At 53.2% G+C, this 14,117-nt stretch carries 13 protein-coding genes; 5 read left to right on the forward strand and 8 right to left on the reverse strand.

Features of this window, described 5'->3' with window-relative positions; all coding sequences use genetic code 11:
- Positions 1 to 13: 13 nt before the first annotated feature.
- From HOO88_00160 to HOO88_00175, 4 genes are all read right to left on the reverse strand, one after another.
- On the reverse strand, positions 14 to 1,579 hold the full coding sequence (locus HOO88_00160) for a D-aminoacylase (GenBank protein NOU35181.1): 1,566 nt from the start codon (positions 1,577 to 1,579) through the stop codon (positions 14 to 16).
- A gap of 32 nt (positions 1,580 to 1,611) precedes the next feature.
- Positions 1,612 to 1,899 carry a type II toxin-antitoxin system RelE/ParE family toxin gene (locus tag HOO88_00165; GenBank protein NOU35182.1) on the reverse strand — a complete coding sequence of 96 codons (288 nt, stop codon included), beginning with the start codon at positions 1,897 to 1,899 and terminating at the stop codon, positions 1,612 to 1,614.
- Complete coding sequence (locus tag HOO88_00170) at positions 1,896 to 2,129, reverse strand: addiction module protein (protein ID NOU35183.1); 234 nt, start codon at positions 2,127 to 2,129, stop codon at positions 1,896 to 1,898. The genes HOO88_00165 and HOO88_00170 overlap by 4 nt, the downstream gene beginning before the upstream one ends.
- Positions 2,130 to 2,206: 77 nt before the next feature.
- Positions 2,207 to 3,433, reverse strand: a complete 1,227-nt coding sequence (locus tag HOO88_00175; GenBank protein ID NOU35184.1) for an MFS transporter — start codon at positions 3,431 to 3,433, stop codon at positions 2,207 to 2,209.
- A gap of 264 nt (positions 3,434 to 3,697) precedes the next feature.
- On the opposite strand from HOO88_00175, the gene HOO88_00180 reads away from it, so the two are divergent.
- Positions 3,698 to 6,931, forward strand: a complete 3,234-nt coding sequence (locus HOO88_00180; protein NOU35185.1) for a UvrD-helicase domain-containing protein — start codon at positions 3,698 to 3,700, stop codon at positions 6,929 to 6,931.
- Positions 6,932 to 6,972: 41 nt separating this feature from the next.
- Here the strand turns inward: HOO88_00180 and HOO88_00185 are convergent, their stop codons facing one another.
- Both HOO88_00185 and HOO88_00190 read right to left on the reverse strand, forming a co-directional pair.
- Positions 6,973 to 7,950: a WYL domain-containing protein gene (locus tag HOO88_00185; protein ID NOU35186.1), complete on the reverse strand. Its 978-nt coding sequence runs from the start codon at positions 7,948 to 7,950 to the stop codon at positions 6,973 to 6,975.
- A complete protein-coding gene (locus HOO88_00190; protein NOU35187.1) occupies positions 7,947 to 9,104 on the reverse strand; it encodes an ATP-binding protein in 1,158 nt (385 codons plus the stop codon). Before HOO88_00190 ends, HOO88_00185 begins: the two co-directional genes overlap by 4 nt.
- Positions 9,105 to 9,387: 283 nt before the next feature.
- On the opposite strand from HOO88_00190, the gene HOO88_00195 reads away from it, so the two are divergent.
- The 3 genes from HOO88_00195 (at position 9,388) to HOO88_00205 (ending at position 11,047) form a co-directional block, all read left to right on the forward strand.
- Positions 9,388 to 10,032, forward strand: a complete 645-nt coding sequence (locus HOO88_00195) for a hypothetical protein (protein ID NOU35188.1) — start codon at positions 9,388 to 9,390, stop codon at positions 10,030 to 10,032.
- Positions 10,033 to 10,141: 109 nt separating this feature from the next.
- On the forward strand, positions 10,142 to 10,660 hold the full coding sequence (locus HOO88_00200; GenBank protein ID NOU35189.1) for a hypothetical protein: 519 nt from the start codon (positions 10,142 to 10,144) through the stop codon (positions 10,658 to 10,660).
- 57 nt (positions 10,661 to 10,717) lie between these two features.
- Positions 10,718 to 11,047 (forward strand): hypothetical protein, encoded by a 330-nt coding sequence (locus HOO88_00205; protein ID NOU35190.1) that lies wholly within the window; start codon positions 10,718 to 10,720, stop codon positions 11,045 to 11,047.
- Between the two features lie 418 nt (positions 11,048 to 11,465).
- Here the strand turns inward: HOO88_00205 and HOO88_00210 are convergent, their stop codons facing one another.
- Entirely contained in the window at positions 11,466 to 12,641 is a 1,176-nt protein-coding gene (locus HOO88_00210) for a PD-(D/E)XK nuclease family protein (protein NOU35191.1), read from the reverse strand.
- A 181-nt stretch (positions 12,642 to 12,822) separates the two neighbouring features.
- Between HOO88_00210 and HOO88_00215 the strand changes: the two genes are divergently transcribed.
- Positions 12,823 to 13,047: a hypothetical protein gene (locus tag HOO88_00215; GenBank protein NOU35192.1), complete on the forward strand. Its 225-nt coding sequence runs from the start codon at positions 12,823 to 12,825 to the stop codon at positions 13,045 to 13,047.
- Between the two features lie 31 nt (positions 13,048 to 13,078).
- On the opposite strand, the gene HOO88_00220 is transcribed toward HOO88_00215, so the two are convergent.
- Positions 13,079 to 14,077: an N-acetylmuramoyl-L-alanine amidase gene (locus HOO88_00220; GenBank protein NOU35193.1), complete on the reverse strand. Its 999-nt coding sequence runs from the start codon at positions 14,075 to 14,077 to the stop codon at positions 13,079 to 13,081.
- Between the last annotated feature and the right edge of the window lie 40 nt (positions 14,078 to 14,117).

The raw sequence follows: 14,117 nt of genomic DNA on the forward strand, positions 1-14,117 counted from the left end.
TCTGTGGTGAAAATCAGTCCAGAAACTGTCCGCTTCGCTTGCCGGTCAGCGAACCGTTTTCGATCGTCAGCGTTCCGTTAACGACCAGCGTCTCGACCCCTTCGGAAAGCTGGTGCGGTTTGGCGTAAGTCGTATTCTCTTTAATTTTCGCCGGATCAAAAACCACGACGTCAGCGAAGTTGCCTTTTTTCAAAACGCCGCGACCGTTCAGCCGGAAATGTTCCGCCGCCAGCGACGTCATCTTACGAATCATTTCGGGAAGCGGAACCGTTTGTCCGTCGAGCGAAGCGCGCAGGAGTTTGGTGAAACTGCCGTAAGCCCGTGGATGCGGATGATCCTTGCTCAGAATTCCGTCCGGCGCGCGCAATGACGCATCGCAGCCGATCATCACCCACGGCTGCGCCAGAATCTTCCACATATTCTCTTCGCACATGCCGAAGAAAATTCCGCCGGTGCGCAGTTCATCCTTCTCGATAATATGCAGCAGCGCGTCGACCGGCTCCATGCCGAGCAGTTTGGCGGCTTCATCCACCTTCATTCCCTTCAGCGCGTGAAGCGCCGGATTTTCTACTGAGCCGATCATCACCGTGTTGAAACCGAACTCGCCGCGTCCTTCGAGAATTTCGGCGCGGATTTTTTTGCGCGTGGCGGAATCCGCCAGCCGCGCCAGCACGGCGGCTTTACCGTCGTAGAGCGCCCAGTCGGGCAGAATAATATCGAGATCGGTGCTGGCCGCAGTGTACGGATACCGATCAGCGGCGACCTGAATCCCTTCGGCACGGGCCGCTTCAATTTTAGCCAACGCGGCGTCAAGCTTATGCCAGTTGGCTTGCCCGGAAGTTTTCAAATGGGAAATCTGAATCCGCGCGCCGGAGTTCCGGCCGATCATCAGCGCTTCATCAATCGCTTCGATCAACTGCTTGCCTTCGCTGCGCATGTGCGAGGTGTAGATTTTATTGCGCCCGGCGCAGACCTTTGCCAGCGCGATGATTTCGTCAGACGGTACGGCGGAAGCGGGCGGATAAATCAGTCCGGTACTCAGACCGCATCCGCCTTCGTCGAGTGCCTGTTCCAGCGCTTTGCACATCGCCTTCAGTTCATCGGGCGTCGCGCCGCGCGGCTCATAGCCGCTGACGCCGCGATGCAGGGTGTTATGGCCGATCAGCAGCGCTTCGTTCACGGCGGGCTTCGCCTGATCGAAAAGTTTCCGGTACTCGGAAACTGTGCTCCACGTTCCGGGGAACGGCTTATCCTGCCAGTCGGACGGCAGTTTCGCGTCGCCGAGGCGCGGCGCGGCTGACGCGCCGCAGTTGCCGCACACTTCGGTGGTGACGCCCTGAAACACCTTGCTCGACGCGCGCGGATCAATCAGCAGATAGGCGTCCGAGTGGGAATGAACATCAATAAATCCGGGGCAGACGATCTTGCCGGTCGCGTCGATGGTTTGCTTCGCTTCGGCTTTCGACAGATCGCCGACCGCCGCAATCCGCTCACCGGAAATTCCGATATCGGCACGAATTTCTTCCGCACCGGTTCCATCCAGTACGCTTCCATTCTTAATCAGCAGGTCGAAGTTCATTTAGAAAGTTTTTGCGGGATGATATCCGGCGGTTATCTGTTCCGCCAATAATCAGGTTTCCGGTGCAGATTCATTACCGAGGTAATGATCAAAACCTGATCCAGAACCGTGTAGATTAATGCGTAAGGAAACTGTTTAACGAGGCAGCGATGGAACGTGTCGTCCAGCGGTGTCCATCCGGCGGGAAACTCGATGATTTGCTCGATAGTTGCGTACACCTGCTCTGCAAAGGCTAAGCCGAGACCGGTTTGCTGGAGCTCGTAATATTCAATGCTGGCGATGAGTTCTTCCCGGGCGGCCTGAGCGAACTCGAATCTCATTTCTGGAATCTCTCTTTGATTTCCTGAAATACGGATTCCCCGGAACTGGTTTTTGTCTTGCCGGAACGAATGGCAGCCAACCGTTTATGCGATTCGTTCAGCCAGGCTTTTTCAATGTCTGCTGGGGCGGGGATGGTTATAACGTGTAGCAGTTTATCCAGCAGGGAAAGCCGCTCGTCAGTCGGGAGGTCGAGTACCTCATTATAGATTTTTTCAGCCAATGCCGTCATTTTTCACCTCACGCCGGTAAGCTAACCGGTATCGCCGGATTTTTCAATTTTCTTTTCTGAATGCCATCCATGCCCGCTCAGTCCAGCACGGTTCCGTTCTTAATCAGCAGGTCGAATTTCGTGGGAGAGACAGACGTTCCGCGCCAGGCGAACCAGAGGGTGCCGAGTACGCCGAAACCGAAGGCTACCATTAAGTTGAGTTCCGGCGAGACGCGCCAGAGCAGGGCGCCGCCGAAGGCGGCGAAGGCGACGATGACGTCGCGCACCAGATAGTAGAGTCCGAACATGGCGGCTTTGCGGCCTTCCGGCGCGAGATCCATGATGAGCGCTTTGCGGGTCGGTTCGCCGAATTCCTTGAGTCCGCGCAGTATGAATACCGCCACCAGCGGCCAGAGTGAGGTCGCGTGCATCAGCGCCAGCGGGAAGCAGGTGAAGAAGGCGAAGGTGATCAGGACGAATGGTTTTTTGCCGAAGCGGTCGGCCATGTAAGCGACGGGAACATACACCAGCACGGCGGTGATGTTTTCGACGGCGGAGAGCCAGCCGAAGGTGAGTTCAGAGACCGGATGCAGAATGGTGCGCGTGACCCAGATGACGACGAAGGCGTCGGGAATCCGTTCGCAGAAGCGGATGAGAATATCCGACAGAAGCAGGTTGCGCAGACCGATCGGCATTTCTTTCCACAGCTTCAACGGATTGGCTTCGGCTTCTTTGGCGTCTTGCGAGTCGTCGGTGATCATTGTCTGCTGAAGTACGGAAGCGACGAGTGCGAGCGCCAGCGCCGCGATGAAAGCGGCGCGCACGCCGTGTTCGACGCCCCAGACGGCGATGCACGCGCCGCCGACAACCGGCCCCAGCATTTTCGGAACGCGCCGTACCAGCGCCAGCACCGACACGCCCATCGTGCGCCGGTGTTTCGGTACGATCTTGGCCAGCAGATCCATGGTGGCTGGCAGTGAAATCGCCGACCATGAAATGAAGAACGCCGCGCCGAGCAGTACCGCCCACCATGCGTGGATGAAAATGACGCACAGGTAGCCGATCATCGAGAGCGCGTTGAAGAAAAGCAGTGCACGCTTGGTGCCGAGCCGGTCGCTCAGGTAGCCGCCGGGAAAAGAGTAGAGCGCAGAAAGCAGATCGTCCATGCCTGCCAGCAGTCCGATAGCCAGCACGGCGGTCGAAGCCTGCGCCAGTTGCTGGAGATAGAGCGGCAGAAAGCGCTCGGCCATGTGTTCGCCCATGCCGACGAGAATGATCATACCGAGCAGGCCGGTCATACTGCGCTTGTCTGAGGAAGCTTTCATTTGCGCTGAGTGTGAAAACGTGGTTCAGGCCTGTCAACTCTCCTCTTTGGAGGGGCGCGCTCCGTGACTATAGGGATGTCGGTACAGCCGGAACTCAGGCGAAGCCGTGGATCCGGCTGCTTCGCGCTGACAGAAGCCGGTTCTACGGGCAAATATGCCCTAAGTTCCGGCTTTACCTTGGGGCGGTGTGGCAGCCGTCCTTCCACCCAACAATCCATCAATCCAACATTCCAATCTTCCGTTTTTCTCCCCATAATCCGCTGCATGAACATGATTTTCAACGCATCGGCGGGAACGGGCAAGACCTGGCAGGTCACCGAACTCTATACCGCGCTGGTGCTGGGAAAAGATCATGAACACCTGCCTGCCGGACGGCAGGCGATCGATCCGCGCCGGATTCTTCTGATGACCTTCACCGACAACGCCGCCGCCGAACTGCGCTGTCGCGTCGCGGAAAAAATGCTCGCCGCCGAAAAGAGCGGCGATGATGAGCAGGCCGACCGTGCACGGCGGGTTTTGCGTTCACTGCCTGCCGCCGGCATTTCTACTATCCATGCCTTTTGTGCCGGGCTGCTTCGCGAGCATGCGCTGGAACTCGGGCTCTCCCCGGCTTTCCAGACCTTGGAAGACGAAGAACGCGACGCGTTGCTCGACGAGGTGTTGAAGGCGGAAATTTTTCAAAACCTGGAGGGCGACGCGGACTTCCGCGAATTCTGTTCCGGTGTTTCGATTCTTGGTTCGCTGGATAATCAGTACAGTCTGATCAACACCATCCGCTCGCTGCTCGAAAAATCCGCCAGCCGCGGACTCAATCTGAATAACGCCGAAGCGATGCTTCCGCCGCCGGAACGCACGGTTGGTGAAAAAGATTTCCGCAAACTCTATGAACAGCTTCGCTCGATTGAAGCGGATCGCGGCCTGCCAGCTAAAGCCACAACCGCGCTCCAATGTCTGGAAGAAATCTGTAGGCCGGGTGACCTCACCCGGCGAATTCCTTTGATCGAATCGCTGACCAAATTTACCGGTAAGGGGATGAAAGAAATTTCCGATGAACTGGCGGAACTGAAAGAACGGTTTCTGACGGGATATTTTTACGAACAGAATATTAGTCAGTTCCGCGCCTTTGCACGGTGCTTGTCGGCCTGTTCGTGCGGCTTTACCGAAGCGAAGCGGTCGCGCGATGCGGTGGATTTCGGCGATCAGCTTTTGCTGGCGCGCGATCTGCTCCGGAGGGGACAGCTCAAGAATCTGTTTGACTGGATTATCGTAGATGAAGTGCAGGACACCTCGCGGGTGCAGTGCGATGTCATAGAAGCGCTTTGGGGTAAAGAGGCGCATCTGGTGATCTGCGGCGACCGTAAACAGTCGATTTATGCCTGGCGCAGTGCCGATCCCGATGTCATGCCGATGCTGGGAAAAAAAATGGCTACGCACGGCGGATTTAAACCGGTTCCGCTAAAGAAGAGCAGGCGAAGCAAAGACCGTGTGATTGATGCGGTCAATAAACTTTTCGGGTCGCTCTACGATTCTTATGACGCACTGGAGCCCTGTGAAGAGATTGGCGCTGTGACAGACGGAGAAGGGCCTTGCGTTGAATTTTTGATGCAGGACGGCGACGAAAGCACAACCGATGACGAAATGACGGCGGTCGCGAGCCGTATCCGTCTGCTGGTGGATGGCGGCGCGGAATGGCGTCCAAGGTTTGGATACAACGGTAAAACTTTTTCCAAAGGCGAACCGTTCAATTACGGCGATATCCTGATTTTGCTGAAACGCTCGACGCATCAGTCGGTGCTGGAGGAAGCGCTGCGCGATGCTGGGATTCCATATACCAGCGGCGGCAAAGGCCGCGCTCTCTTTGAACAGCAGGAAGTTCGTGATCTGCTTTTGTTTCTGCAAGTGCTTTGCGAGCCGACGAACGATCTGGCGCTGATTGGATTTTTGCGTTCACCGTTCGCCAGTGTGCCGGACGATGAAATCGTTAAACTCGGCTGGGACGGTGAAACGTTCAGCCACGAAATCCTTCGCAAACAGTTTTTTGCGACAGCCCCAGTTGTAGGACAAGGTTGCCGTTCCTTGCAGTCACTGCCTCGCAATAACGAGGCCTCTCTCTCTTCGTTCGAGTCTCTGTATTCAGAGAGCTTGTGTTCTTCGTGCGGACAGGACGACACACGCTCCCGGATACGGGAAGCGCGTCCTACAAGCTTCAGTGATACGACATCAGCGGCGGCAGAACGGCTCTTGCGCTACCGCGCCCAGACCGGCGGGAAACTGGCGGCGCAGCTGGTGCGCGAAATCGTCCGCGAAACAGCGTTCGATGCACAGCTAGCCGGACTGCCGGGCGGTGAACAGCGGCTGGCGAATTTTAAAAAGGCGCTCGACTGGATTCGCGCCGCCGAACGCGGCGGGCAGGTTCTTCTGCCGGATGTGGTGCGGCGGTTTGAAAAATATATTCAGACGCCGCCGCGCAGCGGAGCGGCGGAAGCGCTGCTGCCCGATCCAGAACAGAACTCGGTGACGCTGATGACGGTACACAGCGCGAAAGGGCTGACGAAACGGGTCTGTTTTGTGCCGGATATCAGCTTTGGCGAAAATACCGAGCCGGGCTTCGCGATGTTTTCTCCGGAAGGTCAGCTGGAGATGAAAATTTCCGGCCTTGCCGGAGACGAAGTGAAATCGCCGGGCTGGGACGCGGCGCGCGAGGCCGATAAAGAGGTGCGCGATGTCGAACTGACGAATGTGTTTTATGTGGCGATGACCCGCGCCCGCGACCTCGTTGTTCTTTCCGGCGCCGGAACAAAAGATCCGAAAGGCTGGCGGAAGTTGGCAGAGGGTTTTTTGAGCGGCGCGTCTGCGAACATACTGCGCCGTTTGGCATTTTTAGATATCCCAGTGATAGCCGCGCCGCCTTCAGGAGTCAGGAATCAGGAGTCAGGAGCCGTTTGTGTTTCGCTCAGGATTCCAGTGGGAATTGAGCGAAAGACGGTAACTTCACTTTGTGAGAGAAATTCATCAATCGCCAATCGCCAATCATCAATCATCAATCCCGCCGTATACGGCTCTCTCGGTCATGCGGTATTGGAAGACCTGACGAAAAATAACTGGGCCGGAAATATTCCGGAACTGGTAGCGCTGTTCAGCGCGGAGTTCGGCGAAGTGGAAATGGATTTGCTGATTCCGCAACTTGAAGCGGCGCGCGAGATTTTACGAACGGAAACAGCCGGCGCAACCGCTCTGTTTGCAGAGCATCCGTTTGTGCTGAAGCGCGGCGATGTGATTCTGGACGGAACAATCGATCTGCTCGCGAAGTTTTCCAATCAGTTCAAAATTTTCGATTACAAGTTTACCGATGACTCGCCGGAATCGGCCTTGGAGATTTATGCTCCGCAACTGGCCGCCTACAAAGAAGCGGTTCAAAAACTCTATTCCGGCGCGACGGTTTCAGCGGCGCTGGTGCTGATTGGCGAGTCGGTTAAGCTTGCGCCATTCTCAACGTAGGACAGCCATCTTGGCGGTCTTAGACAGGCTGGAAGCCCGTCCTACTTTCGAGAGCCTGCGTTTCCCAGCATGGCGCGGACTTCTTCGGCGATGTCGTCTTTCAGCCATTTTGGGCTTTTGACTTTTGCGTAGCGGCCATAGGCCATGACCCAGCGTTTGATTTCAATGTCGCCTTTGGCTTCAAAACTGATTTCCACGCCGCCACCCTTCAGATTCTTCACCTTTTGTTCCGGATGCCACTGGCGTTCCAGAACGCTCACCGCAATTTCGGAGTGAAATTGTACCGTCACCTGAAACGCTTTATTGTCTCCGGCAAAGCGGGAGAAGGTGTTGGACAGTTCTTTCTTAGGATCGAACGAGCCAACGATATCCGCTTTCTTGCTGAGCAGTTTGACGGTTTGGATACGGGCAAGGGCGAGCTGCCGGAAGTTGTCGAACCCGTCGTACTGAACAAAGAGATACCAGTCGCCTTGCAGATTGGCCAGATGCACCGGAGCCACGCGGGCGGTTTTTTCTCCGCTCCAGTTGCGGTACTGGATTTCAATCATCTGCCGGGTTTCCAATGCCTGAACAACCGCAGTCCAAACCTTGGAAGAAATCGGCATCGCAGGCGGGGCGGTAAAGCTGAACCGGGTGAACAGCTCTTCCGGACGCACGGTAATGTTGTCGGGGAGCAGGGCGGAGAGTTTATCGAACACGGCGGTCAGCTTTTCCGCCATCGGCGTCCCCTGAAACTGTTCGAGAGCTTTGGAGCCGATCAGCAAAGCAACCAGTTCGCCCTCGTTCAACTGCACGGCGGGCATCATGAAAGTCGGCTCGCTGTAGAAATAGCCGCGCTTTAAGGCGTCATATTCCAGCGGAGCGCCCATGCGGTCGCGCAGAAAGTCGAAATCGCGCTGGGCGGTCTTGGTGGAGATTTCCCACTCTGCGGCGAACGACGTGCAGTTGGGAGATTCGCCGTTGCGCAGCCGCCGGTCGAGATCGAGCAGCCGTTCCGCCTGTGTCTTTGATCGTTTCATTGGAATAGCTCCGCGGTTCGCTTGAAGTTCAGTACCGAAGCGGACTCCATGTCGGGCTGCATTTCTCCGCTGTAAATCACGGCGCCTTTTCCTGCGGAGGGAACCGTTTGTTGAAAATGACTGATGCCGCGCAGGAAGTCCGCGTTCCACGTCATGGAGGCTTTGATTTCGATGGGGAAGAGTTTCCGGCCCTTGCTGTAGATCAGATCCACTTCGTGCCGGTTGTTGTCCCGGAAGAAATAGAGGTTGGGCATTTTACCCTGATTGCAGCGTGTTTTTAACGCTTCGATCACCACTAGATTTTCAAAGAGTCTGCCGAAAGCCGGATCGCGCATGATTTGTCCGGTATTTTCTATGCCCAGCAGGTAGCACAGAAATCCGGTGTCGGTAAAATACAGTTTGGGTGACTTTATAATCCGTTTGCCGAAGTTCTCAAAATAGGGCGGAAGGCGGAAGACGATGAACGAGGCCTCCAGAACCGACAGCCACTCTTTCAGTGTTTTTCCGGACACTCCGATATCATTACCGAGAGAATGCAGGTTGAGCACCTGACCGGTGCGTCCAGCCAGCAGGTGAATAAACTGCTCGAACAGGTTTAAATCCTTAATGTTCAGAATCTGGCGGACATCCCGCTCCACATACGTCCTCAAATAGTTCCGATAGAGGGTTTGCGGGTCGCTCTGCTCCGAGTAGATGCGCGGATAAAACCCCCGAAAAATGTATTCATCCCGCGACAGCTCGATCCCCGCAGACGAAAGCTCCTCAATGGAGAGCGGGAGCAGTTCCAGTAAGGCGGTTCGTCCGGCCAGAGATTGAGAGACCGCTTCACGCAAGGCAAGCTGGTGACTGCCGGTCAGAATGTACTGACCGCGTTTCTTTGTCGCATCCGCCAGCACCTGAATGTAAGAAAGCAGCTCCGGCACGCGCTGAACTTCGTCAATAATCACAGGCGCGGGATATTGTTTGAAAAAAGCATTAGGATCTTTCTCTGCCAGCCTGCGCGTTTCCGGATGCTCCAGATTGCAATAGCAGTGCTTCGGAAACTGCATCTGCGCCAGCGTCGTTTTTCCGGACTGGCGCGGACCGGAGATGGTAACCACCGGATACTCTTTAGCCAGCCGGGCCAATTCATTCTGAATCGTTCGTTTAATCATGGGCTGTTTATACGCTTTGGAAGTTTAAAGTCAAATCCGTATAATATCCCGTTTCTCCTGCCTGCAATCTGAAGCCGTTCCATCATTCATAGCTCATCATTCATCCTTTCCCCAGACGCTAGGTGTCCGACCGGCTGTGTAAAATCGGAGGCATGAACTTAAACAGAGAACAGTTTGCTCAGCAGACTCCATCAGAATTTACGGCTTCCCATCTACCGCTTGGCATGAGTAGCTTCCTGACACAGAAACTTCGTTCGTTTAATAACACGGTTGGACAAAACAAATGAACCCCTATCTAAAAGACCTTGCTCCTTATCGCGGCTCTGAGCCTCTTTCTCATGAATTGCTAATTTTGAACGAAAGTTTCTACATCGAAGATCGCGACTGCGAAATTGGTGCAAACGAGTGGTATTCGAAAGGCGTGACCTTACTGGACGACTACGAACGTCAGTATGTTAATTATGCGGATATATTCAGGAATAATAAGCTTCCGGACGGACGCTGGAAGAATCAGGGGTGTGCAATATACAGGACTTTGGAATCGGTTCTAAGGGACGCTGGCTTCTCAGATATCCACAACATGCTGGATCACTGCACACTGGCAAACTGCTTTCTTCGTCCGGCACTCAACGGGAATTCATTAATTTTAGAAGAGATTGATATCGGAGTTGCTAAAGAAAACCTGATTGAGATCACGACTGAGCTAAATCCGAAGCTAATAATTTGTGCCTCATCAAAAGCTTACTACTCCGTAGTTCAGCACGTTGAGTTAGCGTGCCCTATCGTTCATACAGCTCACCCGGCTTGTGCATGGTGGAATCGTGACGGGGGCAGGTATGGGCGTGCAAAATTTGTCCAAGCTGTAAAAGGATACTTGTCCAACAGAGAAATAGAGTCTGTCCGGGAAGCGCCGGTCGAGATCAAGTAACTATTCGTCCGGCATTTTCTCCTCCCGTGTTCCCGTAAGCAGGTTTTCCGGTGCAATAAATCAACCTCTAGGACGCTAAATGTCCGACCGGCTGTGTAAAATCGGAGGCATGAACTTAAACAGAGAACAATTTTTGAAAGCCGTGGAGCGCGGGCAGGCGTTGCTCAAGGCGCTGAAAAAGGATTATCCGGAGCTGGGGCTTAAGCCGGTCTTTTCGCGCTTCGGGCCGCGCTCGGGACAGTGTGACCTCACGACGGATTTGAAAAAGATCGTCATGGAGTTTCCTGAAATGCTGGAAGAGGAGGGTTTCCTCGCAAAGACGCAGAGGCCGCAAAGGGAAGGGGTCGGAAGACTTAGAACTCTGTTAAATGAAATCCGGAAGGCAGAGAAGGACGGCGAAAAAGAAACGGCCTCCAAACTTCGGAAAGAAGCGGCGGCGGTTGAGAAAGAACTTCTGGATTTTGACTTGATGCTCTACTGCGGCGACGTGCTGGTCGAATACCGTCCCGAAAATCTGACGCATGAATCACTCCGGCGGCTCCAGCAGGATCCTCGTCTGCCGCCCGGCTTGAACGAGGTGGGCAACATCCGCGTCATCGCCGGTTCTTTGCTTGATTTGAAAGATTAATACTCGCCTGTCAGCTTGCAACGGAGTACATAAGGCGGCATACGTGACGGAGGTGTTATGAGTTCTCAAAAAGAACCTACTAAAGGCCGGTTTATGAGCGGACTAAAGAAGGGTCTGACGCGGGCTATATTGTTCGATTCAGCCGCAACTGCATTTGATAATTTAAATGATCGCCAACAGCAGGCAGTGATCGAGAACGGTATTAAGTTGTGGTTTTTAGCGCGGTTGAATCCTGAGAAAACAAAAAAGGTCAAAGAGTTTCTAACTGGTGGCAAAAAACAATCGGCACAAGAGAGGCTGAATGAACTTAAAGCCCTGCGTGAGAGCCTGCTCATAACGGAGCAGGAGTATGAGGTAAAGAAAGCCGAGATTCTTAACCGGCTTTGAAATCAGCACACCGAGGATATTCGATGAAGGCGAACCAAGAGGACGTTTCGGGTGTGAAATAAAATCTCCGAAAAGAGACTAAACTACGGAGGAAATACTATGGCCGAAGAGCTAAGGATTACCGGGTATCTTAGTGATATGTGGATGAAATACATACCATGCCCGTCTTTATGTCGCCAATGTAAGCATTTTGAAACACAAGCGACAAACTGGCCTTTTCATTGTCATGGTAATTTGTCCAGCATGGCTTCGTATAAAGCGAAGTCTACCGGCGGTACTTATGACGACTGCACTAGGTTTGAAGAAAAATAAGCGATTTTACCGAAAGGAAACGGCAAAGGTAAGCATATCCCTGCTTTGTGTGTCAAAACGCGCGAGGCAGGGTTAATGCCTGCTGGCGTGCGCAGGGATGACGCCGTTACTCTTTGAGTGAATCTTGTTTTTGCCAGGCCGCAAAAGTAGTTCTGATTTGTTGATCTTGCTCGACTATACGCCGAATAAAAATTTCCAGTTCAGTATTCTTATTTGAATACAGATTAAGGACAGTTTTGAGGTCGAGACCTGCAAACCTCGTTTTCCCAGCAAATGCTGTTGGATTGTACCAGCCAAGCCAGTTGCCATTTTTTCTGAATTCAGAATTAATTTCCTTTAACGCTTGGAAATAATGATCTGCCGTTTCAGATCCACTTTTGTTCGCCTCCCCCTCAAACAATCTATACCCAATAAAAAAACCATCACTGTCTTCGTCGGCTTCGAACCGAATAGAAAAATTAGCGGCGAGTTGGACTGGCTCTTTTGAAAACGCTTTATCAAATAATCTCCAGAAATTTTCTTCTGTCTTCTTTCTAATAGAATCTAATGTGTTTTGTGCCGCATTAATCGCAACGCTGTATTCAGGATTCTCTATTAATAGTTTTTCAATATCTTCCATCATGTATTCCTTCGTTGTCTGGTTGGTTAAATGGCGAATTAGTTCGATGTATTGCGTCAAAGCTTCCCGTACAACGGGGTGCGTAACGGCCTCTTTTCTGCAGTTTTCCAGCCATTGAAAAATCTCTTTCTTATACGACATCAGTTTAAACGAAAAATCGTTTCCTCCGGTACTTTCCGAAGATGGCTCAGTTCCGTGCAATGTCAAATATACTAAGATCGCTTGATTATCTTCTCCATGGTAGCGCAAAAGTTGGTTGGGCTGGTCTCCAGCATAGATCTTATTTTCGATGAAAATGCGGCGGTGATTTTTATCTTCCAAAAACAGGTCGATCCTGCCGCCGCGAGTGTTTGTTTTGTTGATCGGCCCAATGGGCTTCTCCGCTATCACGGTTGCAGATGGACTGTCAAAGCCAGCGGCCTGCTCATTCTTATCCGAAAGATAGCTAAGGAATAACTTTAAGAAAACAGACCCCATGCCGTGCTCTCCTTTGGGGTCAAGCAACTCCCGCAAAAACGAAGAATGAGTTCTGACCTCGAGAGCCTCCATGCCTAATATTTTAAATACATTAAAATTCTCCCCGGTCTTCGCCGCGATTTTTTCTTGGACGTCAATCATGTGGTGAATTTTTTGCAAAAGTACTTCTAAATTAGGGGAGGCCATTTGTTTATCTTTCCGTTCAGGGTTCGTTTACGCCTGCTTTTGTACCATGGAAGTTAATCGGTGTCAGTCTGCGGCCTGCCATTTTTGAAAAACGAAGTTCGATTATATTCTGCTGGGACGTCCTATGTCCTGCTTCGTCTAGTATTTGTAGCGGAACAATTATTCACAAAAGGATGTGTTTATGATTCCGCTGAGAAAAACAGTTATTAGAGAGACCACCCGAACGCGAGACGCTGGACGGAATATTATCGTCAGCCTTGAGCCGGGGGATGTTATCGGCTTCCGCCTAAAAGGTTGCCGCCAAACTTTCAGAATGCCGTTGCAAGCCTGCTATAGCGTGGCGGTAAAACTGGAATTGAAGGCCCAGCGTGAAGCAAAGAAGGCACAAAGAAAATCACGGCGGTAAAGTGAGCCGTTCTTTTTAGGCGGGCGGCGGATTATTTCGCTTTTGCGCGGGAGACGTCGGAGAGGTAGGCGGCGATGCCGTCGGCGATGCCGCGAGCGATCCGGTCACGTCCGGCGGGATCCATCACGATTGATTCGTCCTTAGGATTGCTGAGGAAGGCCATTTCGACAAGGGTTGCCGGACAAGGTGCGTCACGCAGAACTTCAAAGCGGGCGCGTTTGATGCCGCGGTCTTCCTGTCCGGTGGCTTTGATGAGGTTTTGCTGAATGCGGTAGCTTAGAATCATGTTGGCTGCGTCGTACCGGTTTCCTGTGTTGGTGGCAGTGGGAAGTTTTCCGCCGCCGTAGGAGTTGCTGCTGTAGCGTCCGGGCAGGGCGAGAACAAATGTTTCAGCTCCGCGGACGTTGCGGTTTTTTCCGGCGGAGTTTGCGTGGATGCTGACGAGAAGGTCGGCCCGGAGTGCGCCGGCTTTCCGGCAGCGTGCGTCGAGTTCCAGATTGCGGTCTGCTTCGCGGGTGAGTTCCACGTTGATTCCGCGGGATTCGAGTTTTGCTTTAACCCGTTTAGCAACGTCGAGTGTGACGGCCTTTTCCTGAAGGTTGCGCGGGCTGCTGGCGCCTTTGTCGTCGCCACCGTGTCCGGGATCCAGAACCACGGTACGGGTTCCGGCTGTTTTGAGGAATTCCGACGGGCGAGACACCGGTTCGATTGTTTTGTTAAAGTCGGTTGTATCGACGGCCCATGACCAGCCGACTTTGCGAACCGGTTCGTTAAGTGCGATAAGGGTTCCGTTGATCCAGACGCTGCGGGAGTCGGTTTCAAATTCGATCTTGTTGTATTTGTTCTGCATCCGGATGCGGGTTTTGGCGGGCTGGGTGACGGACATGCCGTAGTAGTTCGCCATGCCGGACAGGGTGACATAGCTTTTTCCACGGGAGGTGACGGTGCGGACGCCGGCGAAGGCGCTTGCGGCTGTAAGAACGGCGGCCAGACCGATGACGAACAGCAGAGCAGTTTTGTTCGGGCGCATGAAATAACCTTTTAAGCACAAGAGTTCATTTGTATAGTCT

The sequence above is a fragment of the Kiritimatiellaceae bacterium genome, from assembly GCA_013141415.1.
In the GTDB taxonomy this organism is placed as follows: domain Bacteria; phylum Verrucomicrobiota; class Kiritimatiellia; order Kiritimatiellales; family Tichowtungiaceae; genus Tichowtungia.